Genomic DNA, 20162 nt, shown 5'->3' with positions numbered 1-20162 from the left:
CGCCCGTGTCCGGCCGGCCCCCGGCGGCGTTGCTGAGGGCATGATCTCCACTCGACGTATCGTCGCCGTCGCCGCTCTCGCCGCCTCTGCGACGGGGCTCGCCGCGCTGCCCGCGAGCGCCGCCGAACCGGCCGTCCCGGTGGTCGGCCGGGCGGTGCCCGTGGGCCTGCTCGACTCGCTCGCGCGCACCGGCCTGCCCGCCGGCCGCCGGCACGAGGTGCCCCCGGTCTCCGACCAGCTGTCCGCGCTCCACCACGTGAAGGACCTGAACGAGCTGAGCCGGCTGAACGCGGTCACCGGCCTGGTCTCCCCGCTGTTCGGACTGGTGCCCGCGGTCCGGTGACGAGCCGTGCGTCCCCGTGCGGCGACCGGGTGGCGGCGGCCCCGGATCCCGTGCCGCCGCCGCCCGGTCACGGCGTAGGGTCACAGGGACGGACAACGGCCGACGGAAGGGAACCACCACCATGGCGCAGGAAGTGCGCGGCGTGATCGCACCCGGGAAGAACGAACCCGTACGGGTCGAGACGATCGTCGTGCCGGACCCGGGGCCCGGGGAGGCCGTCGTACGGGTCCAGGCCTGCGGTGTGTGCCACACCGATCTGCACTACAAGCAGGGCGGCATCAACGACGAGTTCCCCTTCCTGCTCGGCCACGAGGCCGCCGGCGTCGTGGAGTCGGTCGGCGACGGCGTCACCGACGTGGCGCCCGGCGACTTCGTCGTCCTCAACTGGCGTGCGGTGTGCGGCAGGTGCCGCGCCTGCCTGCGCGGGCGGCCCTGGTACTGCTTCGACACCCACAACGCGCGGCAGCGGATGACCCTCACCGACGGCACCGAACTCTCCCCGGCCCTCGGCATCGGCGCCTTCGCGGAGAAGACCCTGGTGGCGGCCGGGCAGTGCACCAAGGTCGACCCCGCCGTCTCCCCGGCCGTGGCCGGACTGCTGGGCTGCGGCGTGATGGCAGGCCTCGGCGCCGCCATCAACACCGGCAACGTCGGCCGCGGTGACTCGGTGGCCGTCATCGGCTGCGGCGGCGTCGGGGACGCCGCGATCGCCGGGGCGTACCTGGCCGGCGCCGCGAAGGTCATCGCCGTCGACATCGACGACCGCAAGCTGGAGACCGCCCGCACCATGGGCGCCACGCACACCGTCAACTCCAAGGACCACGACCCCGTCGCCGCCGTCCGCGACCTCACCGGCGGTTTCGGCGCCGACGTCGTCATCGAGGCGGTCGGCCGCCCGGAGACGTACCGTCAGGCGTTCTACGCCCGCGACCTGGCCGGCACCGTCGTCCTGGTGGGCGTGCCGACTCCGGAGATGAAGCTGGAGCTGCCGCTGCTGGACGTCTTCGGACGCGGCGGTGCCCTGAAGTCGAGCTGGTACGGCGACTGCCTGCCCTCCCGGGACTTCCCCATGCTGATCGACCTGCACCTGCAAGGGCGGCTGCCGCTGGAGAAGTTCGTGTCGGAGACCATCCGGCTCGACGAGGTGGAGCAGGCGTTCGAGCGGATGCACCACGGCGACGTGCTGCGCTCGGTGGTGGTGCTGTGATGGCGGCCCGCATCGAACGCCTGGTCACGGCAGGGCAGTTCACCCTCGACGGCGGCACCTGGGACGTCGAGAACAACGTGTGGATCGTCGGTGACGACCACCAGGCGATCGTCATCGACGCCGCCCACGACGCCGAGGCCATCGCCGCCGCCGTGGGCGACCGGCGGCTCACCGCCATCGTGTGCACCCACGCCCACAACGACCACATCGACGCCGCCCCGGCCCTCGCGGACCTCACCGGCGCGTCGATCTGGCTGCACCGCGACGACCTGCCGCTGTGGCGCATGACCCACCCCGGCCGGGAGCCCGACGAGCACCTGATCGACGGTCAGGTCGTCGAGGCGGCGGGAGCCGACCTGTCGGTCATCCACACGCCCGGCCACGCCCCGGGTGCCGTCTGCCTGTACGACCCCGGCCTCGGCGTCGTCTTCACCGGCGACACCCTCTTCCAGGGCGGCCCCGGCGCCACCGGCCGGTCCTACTCCCACTTCCCGACGATCATCGACTCGATCCGCGACCGCCTGCTCACGCTGCCGCCCGGGACGAAGGTCCTCACCGGCCACGGCGAGGCGACCACCATCGGCGCGGAGGCCCCGCACCTTCAGGAGTGGATCGCCCGCGGGCACTGACGCCGGCGGGTGCGGCCCGGCGCCTGATCACGCCATCGCGTCCCACCGCGTGATCCGTTCCGCAATGGCGACAGAAGATGTCCGGCTTCCACGCGACCCTCGTCGAGCACACCGCACCACGAGAGCCACGAGAGTCACGGGAGGCCGGACACATGTCACGTCCGTCACGTCCACTGGAAGGAAGGGTCGCGCTCGTCGCGGGCGCGACCCGGGGAGCGGGCCGGGGCATCGCGGTGGAACTCGGCGCAGCCGGGGCCACCGTGTACGTCAGCGGGCGCACCACCCGCGCCCGCCGCTCGGAGTACGACCGCCCCGAGACCCTGGAGGACACCGCCGACCTGGTCACCGAGGCCGGCGGCCACGGCATCGCCGTCCCCACCGACCACCTGGAACCCGACCGGGTACGCGCCCTCGTCGACCGCATCGCCCGCGAACAGGGCCGCCTCGACGTGCTCGTCAACGACATCTGGGGCGGCGAGAAACTCTTCCAGTGGGACACCCCCGTGTGGGAGCACGACCTGGACAACGGCCTCAGGCTGCTCCGCCTCGCCGTGGAGACGCACGCCGTCACCAGCCACCACGCCCTGCCGCTGCTGCTGCGCCACCCCGGCGGCCTGGTCGTCGAGATGACCGACGGCACCGCCGAATACAACCGGGACACCTACCGGATCAACCTCTTCTACGACCTCGCCAAGGCGTCCGTCCTGCGCATGGCCTTCGCCCTCGGCCACGAACTCGGTCCGCGCGGCGCCACCGCGCTCGCCCTGACCCCCGGCTGGATGCGCTCGGAACTGATGCTCGACCACTTCGGGGTGCGCGAGGAGAACTGGCGCGACGCCCTGGAACAGGCCCCGCACTTCGCCATCTCCGAGACGCCCCGCTACGTGGGCCGCGCCGTCGTCGCCCTCGCCGCAGACCCGGACGTGGCCCGCTGGAACGGAGGGTCCCTCTCCAGCGGGGCCCTCGCCCGGGAGTACGGCTTCACCGACCTGGACGGCAGCCGCCCCGACGCCTGGCGCTACCTCGCCGAGGTCCAGGACCAAGGGAAACCGGCGGACCCGACCGGCTACCGCTGACCGGCCGCGGGCGGCTGCTCCCCGGTCAGCGGCCAGCGGGCCGAGTGGCCCGGCGGCAGCTCCAGATCGGTGCGTACGGCGGCGTAGTAGCCCTGGCGTGCGGCGCGCTGCCGCTCCATCAGCGCCTGCCACGCCCCGGGCTCCAGCCGCCCCTCGCGCAGGGACCGCTCCATGTCCATCACCACCAGCACCCAGGTCCGGGCCTTCTCGACCACCTGCGTACTGCCCAGCATGATCAGTGCCTCACCGGCGGGGTCCCGGGCCAGGGCGGCCTCCGTCAGCAGCGGCTCGGCCTCGCTCAGGGGCAGCGGATGCGGATGCGGGTCGTTGCCGAGGTGGGCGGCCACCCGGTAGGCCAGCGTGACCGACTTCTTCAGCGACCGCGCGTACTCCGAGTACACCGCGAGCCGCCGCTCCTCCCAGCGCGTGGCACGCTCGCGGGCGAACCGGGCGCGGTCACTGCGCACGACCGCCAGGTACGAGCCGAGCGCGCCGATCACGACGCCTATGAGCGCGGGGAGTTGCTGCAAGAACGCGGACATGCGGTGCACGCTATCCGCCCGGCCGGCCGGCTGGGGCAGTAGGTTCGGGCGCATGACGGACACGAGGCGTTTCGAGGGGCACGGGGTTCTCGTCACCGGGGCGGCGCGCGGCATCGGCGCGGCCACCGCGCGGCGGCTGGCCGAGGAGGGCGCGCGGGTCCTCGTCACCGACGCGGACGGCGCCGAGGCGGAGAAGACCGCGGCGGAGCTGTGCGAACGGGGGCTCGCCGCCCGGGCGTTCGCGTGCGACGTGGCCGAGAGGGCGTCGGTCGAGGCGGCCGTGGCCCACGTGGTGGACGCGTTCGGCGCGCTCGACGTCCTCGTCACCTGTGCCGCCCACTGCACCCCGGACACCCCGCTCTTCGAGGACGGCACGGACGAGGCGTGGGACCGCGACCTCGACATCACCCTGACCGGCGTCCACCGCTGCTGGCGGGCCGCGCTGCCGCACCTGGCGGCGTCCGGCCGGGGCGCGATCGTCGGCATCGGCTCGGTCAACGGCCTCCGGGACTTCGGCAACCACGCCTACAGCGCCGCGAAGGCGGGCCTGGTCTCGCTCACCCGCACCCTCGCCGGGCACGCCGCCGCGCGCGGGGTGCGCGTGAACCTCGTGGTGCCCGGAACGATCCGCACCTCGGCATGGGAAGGCCGGGAGGCCGACCTGGAGCGCATCCGCCCGCTGTACCCGCTGGGCCGGGTCGGTGAACCGGAGGACATCGCCGCCGCCGTCGCCTTCCTCGCCTCCCGCGACGCCGCCTGGATCACCGGTACCACGCTGACCGTCGACGGCGGCCTCACCGCGGTCGACACCGGCTTCCACACGGCGGTCCACGCTGTAGGCCGCGCCGGCGGTGCCCCGGCCGGTGACCGGGACGACAGGGCTTAGGACGGGGCGGCGGCCGGTCCGCTCCCGTCGCCGTCCGCCGGGCCGTCGAGTCGGGGCAGGGCCCGGTGGAGCCGGCGCAGCAGTTCCCGGGCCGCCGGTCCGGCCGGGCCGTCCGTGCGCCAGGCCAGGGCGACCCGGCCGCGCGCCCGCGCGTCGTCGAGCCGGAGCGTACGCAGCCGGGTGCCCGTCTCGGGGCGGGGCAGCACGGCGACGCCGAGGCCGCGCTCGGCGAGCCGCAGCAGCGCGTCCGGTGCGGCGGCCTCGAACGCGATACGTGGCCGGAAACCGGCGTCGGCGCAGATCCGGTCCAGCACGCCGCGCACCCCCGTGCCCACCGGGAGGCTGATCAACGGGTGGCCACGCAGCGCCACGGGCGGGAGCGGGGCGGCACCGGTGCACACCTCCAGCAGCCGATGGCCCGGGGCCACCGCCGCCACCAGCGGCTCGTCGACCACGACGGTGAAACCCACCCCCGGCGGGTCCCCGTCCGCGAGCCCGGCCACCGCGATGTCGAGTTCGCCGCGGCGCAGCGCCGTCAGCATCCGCTCCGAGGTGTCCTCGATGAGCGAGACCTCCACCGCGGGGTGGGCGGCGTGGAAGCCGGCCAGCAGCCGGGGCACGTCGATCGCGTGCCCCAGCGCCCCGGGCACCAGCCCGAGCGCGACGCGCCCGCGCAGCAGCCCGGTGAACTCCGCGACCGCCTGCCGCGCCCCGTCGGCCGCGGCCAGGGCCGCCCGCGCGTACGGCAGTACGGCCTCGCCGACCTGCGTCGTCCGCACCGAGCGGCCCGAGCGGTCCAACAGCGGCTGCCCCAGCTCCCGTTCGAGCCGCCGTATCTGCGCGCTCACCCCCGGCTGCGCCATATGCAGCCTCTCGGCGGCCCGCGTGAAGTTGGCCTCCTCCACCACCGTGACGAAGTACAGCAGCTGCCTGAGTTCCATAACCGGCGATGCTAGCCACGGGACGCATCGGTTCTTGGACGTGCGCGCCGCCCGCCAAGATCCTTGATGTATGAGGACAACGGACGAGATCACCGCGGTCATCGCCGCCGAACGCCTGGACCTGGCCGACCTGTTCGCCGCGCTGACGCCCGCCCAGTGGGAGGCCGGCAGCCTCTGCGCGGGGTGGCGGGTGCGGGAGGTCGTGGCCCACATGTCGATGGGCTTTCGCCACTCGCTCGGCAGTGTGCTGTGGCAACTCGTGAAGTCCCGCGGCAGTCTGCACCGCATGACGGACCGGCTGGCCCGCCGCGACGCGGCCCGCCACTGCGACGCCCGGCTCGCCGCGTTCCTGCGGGAGCACGCCCACCACCCGTGGCGCCCGCCGGTCGGCGGACTGCGCGCGGCGCTCGCGCACGACGTCGTGCACGGGCTGGACGTGACCGTCGCCCTCGGTCATGACCGGACCGTGCCCGAGGAGCGCCTGCTGATCGTGCTGGAGGCCATCGACCCCCGGGCCTTCCGCGTCTTCGGCACCGATCTGCGGGGGGTCCGCCTGGTCGCCGACGACCTGGACTGGTCCTTCGGCACCGGTGCCCCGCTGTACGGCGCCGCCCAGGACCTGCTCCTGGTCGCCTACGGCCGCAACCTTCCCGCCGGACGGCTGCGCGGCGCCGAGTGTCACCGTTTCGTCTCGAAGTGAGCCGCTTTACAACCGAAGCGCCCGCCCGGCGGTCTAGCTGTCCGACACACCACGGACACCCGAACCAACCGAGGGGGAAGCCCGCCATGAGGCACATGGCCAGACGCGGAGCCGTCGTACTCGGCGTCACCGGACTGGTGGCGCCGCTCGCGCTCGCGCTCGGCACGGCTCCGGCGCAGGCGGCGACGAGCTGCACCACGTCGACCGGGCCGTACCAGAAGAAGGTCGAAAAGTTCCTCGGCCGACCCGTCGACGGCCGCCAGTCGGCCGCCGACTGCAAGGCGATCAAAGCCTTCCAGAGCAAGCACGGCATCACCCCCACCATCGGGTACGCGGGCCCGGTCACCTGGGGCGTGATGGATCTCATGAACAAGCAGAAGGCCGTCGGGAAGAACCCGAACAAGGACGGCAAGTGCCCGACCAACAAGGGCCGCATAGCCTGCGTGAACCTCACGCTCCAGCTCAGCTGGATACAGGACGGCAAGCGGCTCGTGTACGGTCCCGTGCCGGTGCGCACCGGACGCGACAAGTACGAGACCCGTACCGGCCTGAAGAAGATCTACTGGCGTCACATCGATCACGTCTCGACGCTGTACCACGTGAAGATGCCCTACAGTCAGTTCTTCGACGGCGGTCAGGCGTTCCACTCCGTGGGACTGAGCATGTGGAACCCGCCGGGCTCGCACGGCTGCGTCAACATGACGCCGAAGGACGCCAAGAAGTACTGGTCCCTGCTGAAGAAGGGCGATGACGTCTTCGTCTACGGCCGCAAGCCGGGCACCTGAGAACCGGTGCGGGGCGGGCGTGTTGTCGTGGATCGACGTGATGAGCAACACGGTCCGGTATGTCCGAATCGGTCGCACTTACTCACAATGCCTTCACGTCGATCGGCATATGCTTCACAGCATGTCCACCACTGTTGAAGCCGCCTCCGAGCGATCGGCCGCGGAGGTCAACGAGGAGATCCGTGCCCTGTGGCGCCGGTCGGGCGGGACACTGACCACCGAGCAGCGCGAGGTGTACCAGCGCCTCGTCCTGGAGTGGGCCACGGCCGCTCCGGACTCGGACCGGGCGGCCTGACCCGCCGTCCCTCCCGCCCGCTGCCCTGGCACCACCGCCGGGCACCGGCCCCCTCCGCGGTCTTCCGTGACCACCCCTTCGTTCCTTCCCGCCCCGGCCCTGCGAGCCGGGGCGCACTGTCATACAGCTACCGGTCGCGGTACCGGTTCACCGACGGCGCCGGCCCGCCGGACCCGGGCCGCCGCCGTGGTCGGTGACCGCGATCACCGTGCGCCCGTCGGCCCCGACCCAGCCGCCCGCCGTACGCCCCGTGCCCAGTGCCGTCATCAGCTCGGCGCCCGGCGCCCGGCCCGCGCCGGACGATGCCGTGGCGCGAGATGTGACGGAGGTGACGGGGGCCGCGTCGGCCGCCGCCGCCCGGGTGGGCATCGCTCCTTCGGGGAGGAGGGCCCCGAGCGCCGTCAGCCGCGTCATCCGCCGGACGGCCCCGCGTCGTGCGTGCCTCATGCCTGGCTCCCGAACCCCGGTCACACGGTTCCACCCGCGGGGCGCGCCGGTCCGCGGGCCGCCCGCTCTCCATGCGGGGCCCGACCGCGCGGCGTTCCGCGGACGGGGGTCCGGCAGGATCAGGCGTCCGGCAGGGGCCGGGACCGGGCCCGGGGGCCGGGGGCGGCCTAGGATGCCGCCCATGGACGAGAACCCGGTGGCGCGGCTCGGGGCCGGCAAGTACGTGCTGATCACCAGTTACCGCAGGAACGGGACGCCCGTGGCCACCCCGGTGTGGGTCGTGCGCGACGGCGCCGCCCTCGGCGTGTGGACGGCGGCCGACTCCTGGAAGGTCAAGCGGATCCGCCACCGCGCCGACGTGCTGGTCGGCCCGTGCGACCTGCGCGGGAACCCGACCGGTGAGCAGGTGCCCGCGACCGCGGAGATCTGCGACGGCGCCACCACCGCACGCTACCGGGCCCTCATCGCCCGCAAGTACGGCCTGGTCGGACGGCTCACCCTGCTCGGCAGCCGGCTGCGCCGGGGCGAGCGGGGAACCGTCGGGATCCGGGTGACCCCCACGCGCTGACCGGCGCGCGGGAGCCACCCGGTGGTGGCGCGGACGGTCCTACGAGGCGTCGAGGACCGTGCCCGTCAGCACCGGAGCGCCCTCGTGCACCTCCCCGTCGTCGTCGGTCAGCTGGAAGCGGACCTTCTCCGGCTGCTCCTTCACCTGGTCCCTGACCGTGGGCAGGCTGACCTCGGTGCTCACCTCGCCCGCCGGCACCGGGACCCACAGGTACAGGTTCTGGACGGCGGACAGCGCCCGCTCCGGGTCGGGCGACTCACCGCCGCTGGTGTCCTGGAGCCACTGCGGGTCGACGTCCTTGGTGGACAGCTCCGGACCGTCCGTGACGGGCCGGACGACGAAGACGGCCCCGATGTCGGAGTCGGCCGGCGCGGACAGGTTCACCCGCCACTTCAGCGTCGCCCCCTCGGCGACCCGGTCGGCGACGGGCGTCACCGTGACCGTCGGCTGCGGGTCGTCGTTCCGGGCGGTCACCCCGCCGCGGTACGAGCCGACCACCGCGCCGCGGACCGCCTTGACCACGATGTCGTTCGCCAGGTCCTGGCCGTAGCGGGTGTTGCCCCGCACCCGGACCGGTACGTCGATGTCGTGCCCGCCGGGCCGTACCGTCACCAGCCGGTCCGTCGCCCGGTTCGTCACCGGGTCGAGGGTGTACACGCGTACCCGGCCGCTGCCGTGCCCGGACACCCGCACGGGCACCCGGTAGGTGCGCACGCCCGAGTCGCCCTCCTTGACCGTGAGCCGGCCCACGTCGACGCGGGGCAGCGCGGCCGGCCGCACCGCCGGGGTGCCCGGCCGCCAGCCCCAGGCGTCCATGAGCCAGGCCTGCCCCGCACGGGTGCGCGGGGTCAGCTCCAGTGCCGTGACCCGCCCGAGGTCCAGCTCGGCGCGGACGGCCGAGGTCAGCGGGACGCGCACCTCGCGCGCCCAGTAGGAGGCCGTGCGGTCGGTGCCGGGCAGGCCGTCGGCACGGACCCGGCCGAGCGTCACCCGGTGCCCGGAGGCGTCGGTGACGGCCACGTCCAGCTGGGTGCCGTTGCTGTTCGGCGGGACGAACACGCGCAGGGCGAGCTTGTCGGCACCCTTCAGCGACACGGGCGAGCCGGGCCGGATCCGTACCGCCGAACCGGCGGCGGACCAGCGCAGCGCCACCGCGCGGCGACCGGTCTCGCGGTCGGTCTCCCACTGCGCGAAGTGCGGTGAGCGACCGGGCGTGTCCGCGCCGAGGCAGGCGGCCGACGCGGACGGGTCCACCGCCGAGCACAGCCGGCCGGCGCCGGTCACCGTGGCCGGGCCGTCGGGCAGGAAGCCGCCGGTGCGCGCGGCGCCGACGGCGTGCGTGAGCACCCGCGCCGGGTCGGCGGAGGCCGCGCGGACGCCGGTGCCGTCGAGCAGCGGGCGCACCCGGTCGTCCCCGGCGACGAACAGCCGGGCCGCGGCGGCGATGTAGGTGGCCCCGGCCCGGTGCTGCTGGTCCGCGGTCAGGCGGGTCCTGGTACCGGGGGAGCAGACCGGATCGCGCTGGTCCGGGTCGTCGTAGAAGTCGTCCTCGGCCGGCGCCTGCGCCTTGCCCGGGGTCCACTCGGTGTTGAAGAAGTTGTGGTCGGCGCCGACCACGTACACGGCGCTGTGCAGGGCGGTGCCGCGGCTGACGCCGCGGGTGCCGTCGGCGTACACCTCGCCCTGCAGGTCGGAGACGTCACCGTCGCAGCCGGGCAGGATCGTCGCGGACGGCACGTCGGCGACCGGATTCTGGCCGAAGACCGTCGGGCCGATCAGCACGGTGCCGCTGATGTGCCAGCGGGTGCGGCCGTGGTAGCCGTCCTGGTCGGCGGGCGGGGGGTAGAGGCTGTCCATCGCGGCCCGGTTGACGCCCTCGCCGCCGCGTGAGTGCCCGACGAGCAGGACGCGCGACAGGTCGGCCCGGGGCGCGCGGCGTACGGCGTCCGGTGCCGAGGCCGGGCGCGCGGCCCAGTCGGCCCAGTCGGCCAGGTGCTGCCGGACGAGCGAGGAACGGGCCTGGGCGCCGCCGTCCTCGGCCGCCCAGTCCTGCCCGTTGATGCCGTTGGCCGAGATCGACACCGTCACGTAGCCCTGGGAGGCCAGCAGCCTCTGGTCCTGGAGGTAGCCGCGGTAGCTCGGGATGGGCAGCGTCCCGGCCGGGCAGGGCCAGTCGCCGGGGACCTCGTCGGTGTGCGGCTTGTAGCACGTGGCGTGGCGGCCGTGCAGGAACAGCGCGAGCGGGCGGCGGCCGGTGGCACCCTGCGGCGCGACCACCACGGCCCGCATCTCCACGGGGTCGGCGAAGCCGGGCAGCCGGACCGACTTGAGCTGGTACTCACCGCTCGTGGTGCGGTACGGGCCCGGCTTGCCCGGGTCGACCTTGCTCGCGGGGAGCGGGGCGGGCGGCTGAGCCGCGGCCAGGGCGCCGCGGCCGGGCGTGTGCGCGGCGCCGCCGGCACCCTCGGCGTCCAGCCTGCGGCCGGCCGCGCGTACTTGAAGTCCCTTCAGCTCCTTCACATCCTGCGCTCGTGCCGTGTCCAGGCCGAGCCGGAACGTACGGCCGTCCCCGCCGGGCCGTGGCCGGCCGAGCAGCCGGTCGCCCGCGTAGAACTCGACGCGTGCGTCGCCCATGGGCACCGCGGTGCCCGAACGCCACTCCAACTGCCGTGACGTGCCGGAGCCGGTGACGCGCCATCCGGGCGGAAGCCCGGTGTCGCCGTCGACGGCTGCCGTGAACGGCCGTGCGGCGGGCGGCTGCCGGTCCGGCGCCGCCTGCGCTGCCGCGGGCGCCGCCCCCGCCATGGCGAGCAACGCCACGGCGGTGACCCCTATTCGCCGGGCACGGATCAATGGTCCCCTCCTCGGAACACGGACTTCCTCCGCTGCATGAACTCGGGCGCCCCGGCTGTCCCAGGGGCCACTGACGTCCCGGAGGACGGCGCCTGAGTGCTGTGGGTTGCCTGTGCGTCGCAGGTGAGCGGCGGCAGCGGCATGATCACGCCAGTCGGCCCGCCCGGCCGTGACGTCCACGCCTCGCCGGTCGTTCCTGGGACGAGAGGGCTGAACAGGAACGAAGAAGACCGAGTGGACCGAGTGGGACCGAAGAGGGCGGAAGGCGGCTGAAGGCGCGAGAGGGCGGCGCGAACCGGAAGAAGCCGTGCGAGAACACAGGAAGTCGAGATGGCGGAGCTGAGGCCGTGAGGGCGCCGGCGGTGTGTGGCCGGGCCGCGGGGGAGTGGCTGAGCGCCCGTGCGGGCCGGTGCCTGGCCGGGTCCCTCGCGCTGTACGTGCTGACCGCGCTCCTGTCCCCGGCCGATCCCCTGGACCTGCGGGTCTACCGCACGCTCGCGCCGCACGTGCTCTCGGGCGGCCTCTACGACCACGTGGTGCGCACCGGGCCGCCCATCCCCGAACTGCCCTTCACCTACCCGCCGTTCGCCGCGCTGGCCCTGCTGCCGCTGGCGCACCTCCCCTGGACGGCGGCGATCGCCCTGTGGCGGGCCCTCTCCCTCGCCGCCGTGCTCGTCCTCACCGCGGGCGCCCTGCGACTGCTGTGCCCGCGCCCGGGGGGCCGCGTCCGGGACCGCGCGCTGCTGTGGGCCGCCGCCGGACCCTGGCTGGAACCGGTGCGCCACACCCTCGACCAGGGGCAGATCAACCTGCTGCTGGGCGCGGTCGTCGTGGGCGCGCTGGCGTTTCGCCGCGGCGCGGCCTGCCGGGGCATGGCCGTCGGGCTGGCGGCTTCCCTGAAACTGACGCCGGGCGTCGGCGGCCTGTACCTGCTGGCGACCCGTCAGTGGCGGGCCGCCCTCTGGGCGTTCGCCGCCGCGGTCGCGTCCGTCACGCTCGCCTGGTGCGTCGCCCCAGGTGAGTCGGCGCGCTACTGGTCGGTCCTCGTGACCGACACCCGGCGTGTCGGCCCGGTCGGGTCGGTGCGCAACCAGTCCCTGCGGGGCGCGCTCACCAGGCTGCTCGGACCGGACGTGACGGCCTCCGCGCTGTGGTGGACCGTGCTCGCCCTCGTCACCCTGGCGGCGGCCCGCGCCCTGCTCGCCGCGGTGCGGCGGGACGATCCGCTCGGCGCCCTCGTCACGGTGGAGCTGTACGGACTGCTGGTGTGTCCCGTCTCCTGGAGCCACCACTGGATCTGGTGCCTGCCCGCCATGATCTGGCTGGCGCACGGCCCGCACCGCGGGCGAGCGCTGAGCCGGGCGGCGCTCGCCGTGTGGGCGGCGGCCACCGGCGCCCGCCTGGTGCCGCGCCTGATCGGGGTCGAGGACGGGCTGCCCCGGTCCGGCCCGTACCCGCTGACGCTGGCCTGGCCGGGCTGCGTCTACGTCGTCTGCGCGGTGCTCACGCTCCTCGCGCTCGCCCTCGCGGTCCGGCCCGCCGAGGGCCCGGAGCGGGTGCGTGCCCCGGGGAGCGAGCCGTCCTCGGCCCGGACGGACGGTTCGCTGCTGCCCTGACGGCGCCAGGGCACGGGCGTACGGCGCCGGGTGTCCGGGCGCGCGGGTGCCGCCCGGGCCCGGCCGGGGTCAGCTCCAGGCGCGGTACGGCTCGTCGACGAGCTGGAAGACCGGCTCGCCGCGGACCGGATCCTGTGCGGTGGTCAGCCGGACCCGGTCGCCGCCGTGGATGCCGATGAGCGGGCCCGTCACCCGGCCGCGCACGACGAAACCCTCGCTCATCTCTATCAGGGACACATTGCGCGCGGCGGGTGTGTTGCGGTGCACCACCGTGGAGTGCCGGACCGTGCCGGTGCCCTCACTGTGCTCGGTGCGCAGCTCGCTGCCGCGGCACACCGGGCACAGCAGCCGGTGGTACATGGCCGTGCCGCACCAGGCGCAGCGCTGGAAGCAGAGCGCTTCGCGGCCGCCGGAGCCGGGTTCGAGCAGGCCGGTGGCGGAACCGGCGGCCGGACGCGTCGCGTTTCCTGAAGCGTGGTACACGCTGGTCAACTCCCTGCACTGGGCCGGAATCCCGCGTGCGCGGGGCACCCGTGCACGCCTGTGCCCGGTCGCCGTGCCACCGTGCACGGCGACAGGCTATGGCACTGAGTGCCAGACGTAAAGGCACTGGGTACCGTCATCCGGTGGGGGAGCGGCCCGGAGGGTCCTCGGCGAACGCCGACTCGACCTCCCGTACCACCTGCCACAGGGGTGTTCCCCGCCGGGCCAGGACGACGACCACGTCCCCTGCGCCCCGGGCCTCTGCCCCGCCCGCAGGGCAGGCCGAGGGGCTGGCTGCGGGGCCGGCCGGGGCGGGGGCCGGGGCGGGCGCTGCGGCGGGTGCGAGGGGCGTGGGCGTGGGCGACGCGGCGGGTGCGTGGAGTGTGGACGGCGCGGCGGGAGCGGCAGGTGTGGTGCCGAAGACCTTCCGCACCTGGTCCAGCGCCCGGTCCACCGCCGCGCGCGCGTCCCCGCGCCCGCCCGAACGCAGCCAGGAGCGCAGGGCGTTGTTGTGCGCGGCGACCACCGAGGCGGCGATCATGTCCGCCCGCAGCGTGCCGTCGCCCCGCCCGGCGAACCGGTCGCGCAGATACCCGGCGAGGGCCCGCTCGTAGCGCCACACCACCGACAGCTCGTACGCCCGCAGTCCGGGCACCTGCCGGGTCAGCCGGTAGCGCTGCACCGAGAACGGCGGGTTCTCCGCGTACATCAGCAGCACCAGCCGGGCGGCGTCGCAGACCCGGCGCACCGGGTCGTCGTCCTGCCCGGAGGCGGCGAGGAAAGCCGTCATGTCGGCCAGGCACCGCTCGTGGTCGGGGAAGACCACGTCCTCCTTGGAGGGGAAGTAGCGGAAGAAGGAACGCCGTCCCACCCCGGCGAGGGCCACGATGTCGTCCACGGTGGTCTGTTCGTAGCCGCGCTCCAGGAACAGCCGGAACGCCGCCGCCACCAGGGCGTCCCGCATGGGCGGCCGCGTGCTCGCCGCCCGCGCCTTCTCGCCGCGGCCGGGCGCCGCGCTCCTGGAGCTCATGGAGGGGAACGTAGCACCCCCTGACCGGCGCGACGGCACTCGGTGCAGGCTCTGGAGGGAACTCAGTTCCCTCTGATCGGCCCGGCTGCCGGACGGCAGGCTCTTCGCGGGTGAGCGGGTGAGCGGGTGAGCGGGTGAGCGGGTGAGCGGACCCGGGGTGTGCTGGGCCGGTGTCATCCGGACGGACGCGCGGTGCACGGGCGCGGCGCGGGGAAGTGGTAGGGCATGAAGGGCTTGGACGCGTTCGCCGACCGGTTGGACCCCGACATGTACGTGGTGACGGCCACCGCGGACGGAGAGCGGGCGGGCTGCCTGGTCGGGTTCGCCTCGCAGTGTTCCATCGGCCCGCCCCGGTTCGTGGTGTGGCTCTCCAAGGCGAACCGGACCTTCCGGGTGGCCCGGCGGGCGGACCGGCTCGCCGTGCACGTGCTGACCCGGGAACAGCACGCGCTGGCCGAACTGTTCGGCGGGCACACGGGCGACGACGGCGTGGACAAGTTCGCCCACGTCCGCTGCACGGCGCGGGAGGACGGCGCCGTCGTCCTCGACGACGCGCCCGCCTGGTTCGTCGGACGCGTCCTCCTGCGCACCGACGCCGGCGACCACGTGGGCTTCGTACTCGACCCGGTGGACTCCGGCGCCCGCGGCGCCCCGGCCGGACCGCTGCTGCGCCTGTCGGACGCGCTCGACATCTCCCCGGGTCACCCCGCCGACTGAGAGCGGTGGCTACGCCGGTTCCCCCGGCGCGCGGATGTCCAGGACGCAGACGTCGTCGCGCCGTTCGCCCTCCAGCATCGCGGTCAGCAGCGGTACGAGGGAGCCGGGGGCCCCGGCGTGGTGGGCGCGTGCGGTCCGGGCGAGCCGTTCCAGGCCCCGGTTGATGTCCTCGCCGGGCCGCTCGACCAGACCGTCGGTGTAGAAGAGCAGCCGGTCCCCGGGCTCCAGCAGGCACTCGGCCTCCTCGAAGACCGGTGACTCCGTCGCGCCGAGCAGCACACCGGGCGGACGCCGAAGGTAGCGCGGCTCGCCCCGCCGCAGCAGCAGCGGTGGCAGATGGCCCGCCTGCGCCCAGACGAGCCGCCGCTCGGCCGGGCGGTAGCGCCCCAGGACGAGGGTGGCGGTGCCCTTGGTGTCACGGGAGTGCAGCAGCAGCGTGTTGAGGCGGGCCAGCGCGCCGGTCAGCGACGAGCCGGTGAAGAGCATGCCCTTGGCGGTGAACCGGAGCTGCGCCATGGTGGCGACCGCGTCGATGCCGTGCCCGGCGACGTCACCGACGACGAACAACGCGTCCCCGTCCGGCAGTTCGATCGCGCTGAACCAGTCCCCGCCGACGTGGGTCCCGCTCTCCGCGGGCAGATAGGCGACGTCGACCTGAAGCCCGGCCAGGCGTACCGGGCGGCGCGGCAGCGGCAGCAGCGCGTGCTGCAACCGTCCCGCCAGCGTCCGCTCGGCCCGCAGGATCCCGTCCTGCGCGAGCATCGTCCGCTCGCTCTCCACCAGGGCCAGCTCCGCGCTGCGCTGCGCGGTCAGGTCCTGGACGAAGCCGTGGACCTCGGCCGGCGCGCCCGTGGCGTCCGGGACGGCCTCGGCGACAGCCCGCAGGTGCCGCACACCGGCCGTCGTCCTGATCCGGAACGGCACGTCGCACGACGTGCCCCCGGCGAGCAGCGCCCGCACGGCGCGGCCGAGTGCCGGTGCGTCCTCCGGCAGCGCGAGGCCCGGCAGCTCGGCCAGCGGGACCGGCCCGAGCCCCGGGTCGCGGTCGCACAGCAGGTACACCTGCGGCGACCAGGCCGCCTCGTCGGTGACCAGGTTCCAGGTGGCCCAGCCGAGACGGCCGAGACGCTGGAGGTCGGCCAGGCGCTGCTGCTGCCGGTCCGAGGTGGCGTACCGCAGCCAGGTCACCACCAGGGCGTCGCCCAGCCGGGCGGCCCGCACCGAGTACGTGGACAGTCCCGGCCCACACGCGCCCGCCTCCTGCTGCGCGAACGGCTCGCTCTCGTAAGGCTCGCCGGTCTCCAGCACGCTCAGCCAGCCCCTCTTGAGCGGCTCCTCGGCGGCGGCCGGCCAGCATTCCAGGAACCGCCGCCCGACCAGGTCCTGCCCAGCGCCGCCGAGGACCCCGGCGGCCTGCGCGGTGGCGGCGTCGACGCGGTAGTCCTCGACGTCGCCCGCGGGCGACCGCACGGGGGTGAGCAGCAGCGCCGCGCCGGGCAGGGCCTCGAACAGGGCCCGTGCCGCCGCCCTCGCCCCGGCCTGTGGCTGTTCCGGCCGCCGCCCGAAGTCGCGCAGGCGGGCCGCGCAGAGCCAGGAGACGCCGCGCAGCAGTTCCCGGGCGTGCGGAGCGAACGGACCTTCGCGGGTGCGCAGCACGCCGAGGGCCACGTCGCCGTGGTCCGCCCCGGGCACGGGCAACCAGGCGCGCGAGGGCCGGCGCTCGCCCGGGTGGCCGACCCGTGGGCGCACCGCGGCGTCATCGTCCAGCCAGCGCGGCTCGCCGGCCACGAGGGCGTCCACGGCGGCACCCCCGTCTTCGGCAGGCATGTGCCGCCACCGCTCGGCCGGTGCGCCGTCCGTCGCCGCGTACCCGATGGGCACCGGCGCGCCCGCGGGCTGTCGCCGGCAGAGCATCACGGCGTCCGCGCCGACGGGCGCCGCGAGGTGCTCCAGCAGGCACACCGCGAGTTCCTGGGGCGATTCCGCCTGGGCCAGAGCCCGGCCCAGTTCGGCGAGGACGGCGACGCCGTCGGCCTCGCCGGCGCCGGTGGCATGGCTCAGCGGGGGCACCAGGGTGCCCAGCGTGATCCGGCACTCCTCCACCAGCGTGCGGCGCGCGGCCTTGGCCCGTCGCAGCAGATCCTCGTGGGCGGCCTCGGGGGAACAGCCGGTCAGCGCCATCAGCGCCCCTTTGGCCCGCTCGACGACGGCCGCGGCGTCCGCCGCCTCGTGCCGCCGGTCGGCCTCGGCCTGCCGCCGGTCGGCCTCGGCGTGGCCCGCCTCGGTGCGCGGGGGCCCGGCCACCCCTTCGGCCGGCGCCGCCGCCTCGGGTACGGCGCCGGGCTCCGCGGGGGGCACGGATTCACCGGTCACGCGACGAGCATCGCACATGTGGACCTGTCCGATCCCGGTCTGATCACATACTTCTCGGGGCCGTGCATCGCGGGGGGCTTCCCGGTGCGAGGGGCGACGGGGTCCGGTGGGGGCGCCGGTCCTCAGCGGCCCGCGCCGCGCTCCATCAGGGCCTCGGTCACGGCCCGTACGCTGCGCGCGATGTGCTGGAGTTGCAGGAGTTCCCCGGCGTAGAGCTTGATCGTGTGTTCGATCACGGACTCGGGCAGACCCAGGCGGGGCAGGTCGGCGCGCGCGGTCTGCAGGGCGGTGCGGGCCACCCGGACCTCCTGCTGGACCTGTATCTGCGCGTGGCGGGCGAGCAGCACGGGGTGGCGCAGCAGGGCGGGATAGCTGCCGTAGCGGGCGGGGACCAGTTCGCGCAGCCACCTGGTCGCCGAACGCTCCCAGTCGTAGCTGCCGGGTGTCTTGACCTGGCAGGGCCAGTCCGGGCCGACGCGCGTGGTCGTCACAGGCATGATCATCGCTTCCGGGTGTGCGGCGTCGTGGAGGGCGGGGCGGTGCGTGGGCCGCCGGGCCGCGATCCGTGAGCAGTATTTATATATGCCATCCGCTTTGCAAGGCGTATGAAAACATTCATGCCCGGATTGGGGTGGCCGATCCTCTTACGCTCCGACCACTGCCGCGCGCACCGACCCCAAAGGCCGCGGGCGGCCACGCCGCGCTTCCGGGGGGGTCCCGTCATTCCTTGAGGAAGAACTGGTGCTGGTCGGCGATCTGCTCGTACTTCTCCAGCCGGGCCTGGGTGCGCTCGGGGTCGGCGTCCGTCATGGCCTGCAGCAGGGCCGCGCAGACGATGCCCGGCGCGGCGTAGGAGTCGAAGACCAGCCGGGAACCCGTGCCGGTGGCGAAGGTGACGTCGGCCTCGTCGGCGACCGGGCCCAGCGCCAGATCGGTGATCAGGGCCACCTTGAGTCCGGCACCGCGGGCGACGCGGACGGCGGTCAGGGTCTCGTGCGCGTGCCGTGGCAGGGAGAAGGCCAGCACCCAGGTCCCCCCGGCCTCACGGGACTGCAGGAGAGCGTCGTAGGCGACGCTGCCGCCGAGCGTCACCAGCCGCACGTCCGGGTGGATGCGCCGGGCGGCGTACGCGAAGTACTCGGCGAGCGAGACCGAGATGCGCAGCCCCAGCACGGTCAGCGGCGCCGACCGCGACAGTTCGCGGCCGACGGTGATCACCCGCTCCGGGTCGGCCAGGTCCCGGCGCAGGTTCTCCAGGTTCTCGATCTCGGCGTCGACCGCCGCCTGCAGTTCGTTGCCCCGGTCCTCCTCGACCGTGCCGGGGCCGCCCGCGAGGGTCCTGAGCGCGATGGACTGGAGCTTCTCCCGCAGCGCCGGGTACCCGCTGAAGCCGACCGCGCCCGCGAACCGCGTCACCGAGGGCTGGCTGACACCCACCCGGTCCGCCAGTTCGGTGATCGGGAGGAAGGCCGCCTCCGCGATGTTCTCGATCAGGTACTGGGCGATGCGGCGCTGCCCGGGAGACAGCTGGGGCCCGTCGAAGAGCGCCCTGAGCTGCGAGGCCGGTGCGGCCTCGGCCTGCCCGGCCGACCTGCCCGAGGTGATGGCGGACGCCTGCGCGCGAGCCTGCTGCGGCGATGGCACCGAGGCGCCTCCTTTGTCTCCCACAGCGCTTCAACATAGCTCACTCAGTGTCATGGGCGGTGCTCGCGCGAGGGGACCCGGACACGGCGTGAGCCCCGCCCGCCGGCCGGCGGGCGGGCGGCGGCAGGACCCTGGAGCGGTCGGGCAGGACCGCCGCCGGGACGACCAGATCCGCGCGCGGGCGGGTGGTCGCCACCAGGTCCGCGTTGCGCCGGTCGGTGCCCCGCACCCAGGCGACGGCCTCCTCGTGGCCCTTGCCGAACTCCTCGTGCCGGGCGACGAGACGGCGCACGCGCTCCTCCTCGTCGAGGTCGCAGAACCACACCTCGTCCAGTTGCGCACGCACCCGCGCCCAGGGGCCGGTGTCCAGCAGCAGGTAGTTGCCCTCCGTCACCACCAGCCGGGCCGACGGCGGCACCGGGACCGCGCCCGCCAGCGGCTGTTCGAGGACGCGTTCGAAACCGGGCGCGTAGACGGTCTCGGCATCGCCGGCGCCGTACCCGGTGTACTCCTCGCGCAGCCGCCGCAGCAGCGCCGCGTACCCCGCCGCGTCGAAGGTGTCCGGCGCGCCCTTGCGGCTCCGCCGTCCGAGTCGGTCGAGTTCGGCGTCGGCGAGGTGGAAGCCGTCCATCGGGACGTGCGCGACCCAGGGGTCACCCGCGTCGTTCAGGGCCCGCACCAGGTGCTCGGCCAGGGTCGACTTGCCGGCCCCGGGGCTGCCCGCGATGCCGAGGACGGCGCGGTGCCCGTCGCGCGGGAGGGCGCGGGCGCGGTCGAGGAGGTCGTCGAAGGTCAGCGGCACACGCGCCAGTGTGTCACCGTACGGAGAGTCGCACGGAGCGTCGTGCGGGGATCCGTCGTGCGGGGATCCGTCGCGCGGGGATACGTCGCGCGGGGATACGTCGTGCACGGAGCCGTCGTGCACGGAGCCGTCGTGCACGAAGCCGTCGTGCACGGAGGAGCCGTCGTCCACGCGGCCGTACGGAGATCCGGGCGAAGTGCGTCCGATGTGGCGTGCGACACCCCG

The 20162-nt window shown here is 74.6% G+C and carries 21 protein-coding genes; 11 read left to right on the top strand and 10 right to left on the bottom strand.

Annotation, left to right across the window (positions count from 1 at the left end; all coding sequences use genetic code 11):
* The first annotated feature begins 40 nt into the window (after positions 1–40).
* The 4 genes from ACFC02_RS22655 to ACFC02_RS22640 all read left to right on the top strand — a co-directional run bounded on the left by ACFC02_RS22655 (position 41) and on the right by ACFC02_RS22640 (position 3255).
* Positions 41–343 carry a hypothetical protein gene (locus tag ACFC02_RS22655; RefSeq protein WP_376360128.1) on the top strand — a complete coding sequence of 101 codons (303 nt, stop codon included), beginning with the start codon at positions 41–43 and terminating at the stop codon, positions 341–343.
* A gap of 121 nt (positions 344–464) precedes the next feature.
* Positions 465–1550, top strand: a complete 1086-nt coding sequence (locus ACFC02_RS22650) for an S-(hydroxymethyl)mycothiol dehydrogenase (RefSeq protein ID WP_376360125.1) — start codon at positions 465–467, stop codon at positions 1548–1550.
* A complete protein-coding gene (locus ACFC02_RS22645; RefSeq protein ID WP_376360122.1) occupies positions 1550–2179 on the top strand; it encodes an MBL fold metallo-hydrolase in 630 nt (209 codons plus the stop codon). Before ACFC02_RS22650 ends, ACFC02_RS22645 begins: the two co-directional genes overlap by 1 nt.
* Before the next feature lie 152 nt (positions 2180–2331).
* The gene (locus ACFC02_RS22640) at positions 2332–3255 is read left to right on the top strand and encodes an SDR family oxidoreductase (RefSeq protein ID WP_376360119.1); all 924 of its coding nucleotides are present in this window, start codon (positions 2332–2334) and stop codon (positions 3253–3255) included.
* Here the strand turns inward: ACFC02_RS22640 and ACFC02_RS22635 are convergent.
* Positions 3246–3797 carry a hypothetical protein gene (locus ACFC02_RS22635; protein ID WP_376360116.1) on the bottom strand — a complete coding sequence of 184 codons (552 nt, stop codon included), beginning with the start codon at positions 3795–3797 and terminating at the stop codon, positions 3246–3248. The genes ACFC02_RS22640 and ACFC02_RS22635 overlap by 10 nt on opposite strands.
* A gap of 52 nt (positions 3798–3849) precedes the next feature.
* Between ACFC02_RS22635 and ACFC02_RS22630 the strand changes: the two genes are divergently transcribed.
* Positions 3850–4683 (top strand): SDR family NAD(P)-dependent oxidoreductase, encoded by an 834-nt coding sequence (locus ACFC02_RS22630; protein ID WP_376360113.1) that lies wholly within the window; start codon positions 3850–3852, stop codon positions 4681–4683.
* On the opposite strand, the gene ACFC02_RS22625 is transcribed toward ACFC02_RS22630, so the two are convergent.
* A complete protein-coding gene (locus tag ACFC02_RS22625; protein ID WP_376360111.1) occupies positions 4680–5624 on the bottom strand; it encodes a LysR family transcriptional regulator in 945 nt (314 codons plus the stop codon). The two genes, ACFC02_RS22630 and ACFC02_RS22625, sit on opposite strands and share 4 nt — an antisense overlap.
* Positions 5625–5694: 70 nt before the next feature.
* On the opposite strand from ACFC02_RS22625, the gene ACFC02_RS22620 reads away from it, so the two are divergent.
* From ACFC02_RS22620 to ACFC02_RS22610, 3 genes are all read left to right on the top strand, one after another.
* Positions 5695–6324: a maleylpyruvate isomerase family mycothiol-dependent enzyme gene (locus ACFC02_RS22620; protein ID WP_376360108.1), complete on the top strand. Its 630-nt coding sequence runs from the start codon at positions 5695–5697 to the stop codon at positions 6322–6324.
* Between the two features lie 86 nt (positions 6325–6410).
* On the top strand, positions 6411–7109 hold the full coding sequence (locus ACFC02_RS22615) for a L,D-transpeptidase family protein (protein WP_376360105.1): 699 nt from the start codon (positions 6411–6413) through the stop codon (positions 7107–7109).
* A gap of 109 nt (positions 7110–7218) precedes the next feature.
* The gene (locus ACFC02_RS22610) at positions 7219–7404 is read left to right on the top strand and encodes a hypothetical protein (protein WP_376360102.1); all 186 of its coding nucleotides are present in this window, start codon (positions 7219–7221) and stop codon (positions 7402–7404) included.
* 147 nt (positions 7405–7551) lie between these two features.
* On the opposite strand, the gene ACFC02_RS22605 is transcribed toward ACFC02_RS22610, so the two are convergent.
* Positions 7552–7851 (bottom strand): hypothetical protein, encoded by a 300-nt coding sequence (locus tag ACFC02_RS22605; protein WP_376360099.1) that lies wholly within the window; start codon positions 7849–7851, stop codon positions 7552–7554.
* Between the two features lie 181 nt (positions 7852–8032).
* Here ACFC02_RS22605 and ACFC02_RS22600 point away from each other — a divergent pair, with 181 nt between their 5' ends.
* Positions 8033–8419, top strand: coding sequence for a PPOX class F420-dependent oxidoreductase (locus tag ACFC02_RS22600; RefSeq protein WP_376360096.1), 387 nt, complete (start codon positions 8033–8035; stop codon positions 8417–8419).
* A gap of 39 nt (positions 8420–8458) precedes the next feature.
* On the opposite strand, the gene ACFC02_RS22595 is transcribed toward ACFC02_RS22600, so the two are convergent.
* Positions 8459–11272 (bottom strand): alpha/beta hydrolase family protein, encoded by a 2814-nt coding sequence (locus tag ACFC02_RS22595; RefSeq protein WP_376360093.1) that lies wholly within the window; start codon positions 11270–11272, stop codon positions 8459–8461.
* A gap of 347 nt (positions 11273–11619) precedes the next feature.
* Here ACFC02_RS22595 and ACFC02_RS22590 point away from each other — a divergent pair, with 347 nt between their 5' ends.
* Positions 11620–12888 carry a glycosyltransferase 87 family protein gene (locus ACFC02_RS22590; RefSeq protein ID WP_376360090.1) on the top strand — a complete coding sequence of 423 codons (1269 nt, stop codon included), beginning with the start codon at positions 11620–11622 and terminating at the stop codon, positions 12886–12888.
* A gap of 69 nt (positions 12889–12957) precedes the next feature.
* Here the strand turns inward: ACFC02_RS22590 and ACFC02_RS22585 are convergent, their stop codons facing one another.
* Together ACFC02_RS22585 and ACFC02_RS22580 are read right to left on the bottom strand one after the other, a co-directional pair.
* Entirely contained in the window at positions 12958–13371 is a 414-nt protein-coding gene (locus tag ACFC02_RS22585; protein WP_376360087.1) for a Zn-ribbon domain-containing OB-fold protein, read from the bottom strand.
* Positions 13372–13507: 136 nt separating this feature from the next.
* The gene (locus ACFC02_RS22580; RefSeq protein WP_376360084.1) at positions 13508–14401 is read right to left on the bottom strand and encodes a TetR family transcriptional regulator; all 894 of its coding nucleotides are present in this window, start codon (positions 14399–14401) and stop codon (positions 13508–13510) included.
* A 225-nt stretch (positions 14402–14626) separates the two neighbouring features.
* Between ACFC02_RS22580 and ACFC02_RS22575 the strand changes: the two genes are divergently transcribed.
* Entirely contained in the window at positions 14627–15118 is a 492-nt protein-coding gene (locus tag ACFC02_RS22575; RefSeq protein ID WP_376360081.1) for a flavin reductase family protein, read from the top strand.
* A gap of 9 nt (positions 15119–15127) precedes the next feature.
* Here ACFC02_RS22575 and ACFC02_RS22570 read toward each other — a convergent pair whose 3' ends face one another.
* The 4 genes from ACFC02_RS22570 to ACFC02_RS22555 all read right to left on the bottom strand — a co-directional run bounded on the left by ACFC02_RS22570 (position 15128) and on the right by ACFC02_RS22555 (position 19937).
* Entirely contained in the window at positions 15128–17509 is a 2382-nt protein-coding gene (locus ACFC02_RS22570; RefSeq protein WP_376360078.1) for a PP2C family protein-serine/threonine phosphatase, read from the bottom strand.
* 104 nt (positions 17510–17613) lie between these two features.
* On the bottom strand, positions 17614–17994 hold the full coding sequence (locus ACFC02_RS22565) for a hypothetical protein (RefSeq protein WP_376360075.1): 381 nt from the start codon (positions 17992–17994) through the stop codon (positions 17614–17616).
* Positions 17995–18211: 217 nt separating this feature from the next.
* Positions 18212–19135: a MurR/RpiR family transcriptional regulator gene (locus ACFC02_RS22560; RefSeq protein WP_360961660.1), complete on the bottom strand. Its 924-nt coding sequence runs from the start codon at positions 19133–19135 to the stop codon at positions 18212–18214.
* Positions 19136–19175: 40 nt separating this feature from the next.
* Entirely contained in the window at positions 19176–19937 is a 762-nt protein-coding gene (locus tag ACFC02_RS22555; RefSeq protein WP_376360155.1) for a nucleoside/nucleotide kinase family protein, read from the bottom strand.
* Positions 19938–20162: the final 225 nt, after the last annotated feature.

The organism is Streptomyces sp. NPDC056160, assembly GCF_042268205.1.
GTDB lineage: Bacteria > Actinomycetota > Actinomycetes > Streptomycetales > Streptomycetaceae > Streptomyces.
The sequence above is the reverse complement of the archived record's forward strand: the minus strand, read 5'-3'. Positions and strand labels throughout refer to the sequence as shown.

Excerpts from the sequence above, each read along its gene's own strand:
- ACFC02_RS22655 (WP_376360128.1), top strand. The coding sequence starts at position 41 with ATGATCTCCACTCGACGTATCGTCGCCGTCGCCGCTCTCGCCGCCTCT.
- ACFC02_RS22650 (WP_376360125.1), top strand. The coding sequence starts at position 465 with ATGGCGCAGGAAGTGCGCGGCGTGATCGCACCCGGGAAGAACGAACCC.
- ACFC02_RS22645 (WP_376360122.1), top strand. The coding sequence starts at position 1,550 with ATGGCGGCCCGCATCGAACGCCTGGTCACGGCAGGGCAGTTCACCCTC.
- ACFC02_RS22640 (WP_376360119.1), top strand. The coding sequence starts at position 2,332 with ATGTCACGTCCGTCACGTCCACTGGAAGGAAGGGTCGCGCTCGTCGCG.
- ACFC02_RS22635 (WP_376360116.1), bottom strand. The coding sequence starts at position 3,797 with ATGTCCGCGTTCTTGCAGCAACTCCCCGCGCTCATAGGCGTCGTGATC.
- ACFC02_RS22630 (WP_376360113.1), top strand. The coding sequence starts at position 3,850 with ATGACGGACACGAGGCGTTTCGAGGGGCACGGGGTTCTCGTCACCGGG.
- ACFC02_RS22625 (WP_376360111.1), bottom strand. The coding sequence starts at position 5,624 with ATGGAACTCAGGCAGCTGCTGTACTTCGTCACGGTGGTGGAGGAGGCC.
- ACFC02_RS22620 (WP_376360108.1), top strand. The coding sequence starts at position 5,695 with ATGAGGACAACGGACGAGATCACCGCGGTCATCGCCGCCGAACGCCTG.
- ACFC02_RS22615 (WP_376360105.1), top strand. The coding sequence starts at position 6,411 with ATGAGGCACATGGCCAGACGCGGAGCCGTCGTACTCGGCGTCACCGGA.
- ACFC02_RS22610 (WP_376360102.1), top strand. The coding sequence starts at position 7,219 with ATGCTTCACAGCATGTCCACCACTGTTGAAGCCGCCTCCGAGCGATCG.
- ACFC02_RS22605 (WP_376360099.1), bottom strand. The coding sequence starts at position 7,851 with ATGAGGCACGCACGACGCGGGGCCGTCCGGCGGATGACGCGGCTGACG.
- ACFC02_RS22600 (WP_376360096.1), top strand. The coding sequence starts at position 8,033 with ATGGACGAGAACCCGGTGGCGCGGCTCGGGGCCGGCAAGTACGTGCTG.
- ACFC02_RS22580 (WP_376360084.1), bottom strand. The coding sequence starts at position 14,401 with ATGAGCTCCAGGAGCGCGGCGCCCGGCCGCGGCGAGAAGGCGCGGGCG.
- ACFC02_RS22575 (WP_376360081.1), top strand. The coding sequence starts at position 14,627 with ATGAAGGGCTTGGACGCGTTCGCCGACCGGTTGGACCCCGACATGTAC.
- ACFC02_RS22570 (WP_376360078.1), bottom strand. The coding sequence starts at position 17,509 with ATGTGCGATGCTCGTCGCGTGACCGGTGAATCCGTGCCCCCCGCGGAG.
- ACFC02_RS22565 (WP_376360075.1), bottom strand. The coding sequence starts at position 17,994 with ATGATCATGCCTGTGACGACCACGCGCGTCGGCCCGGACTGGCCCTGC.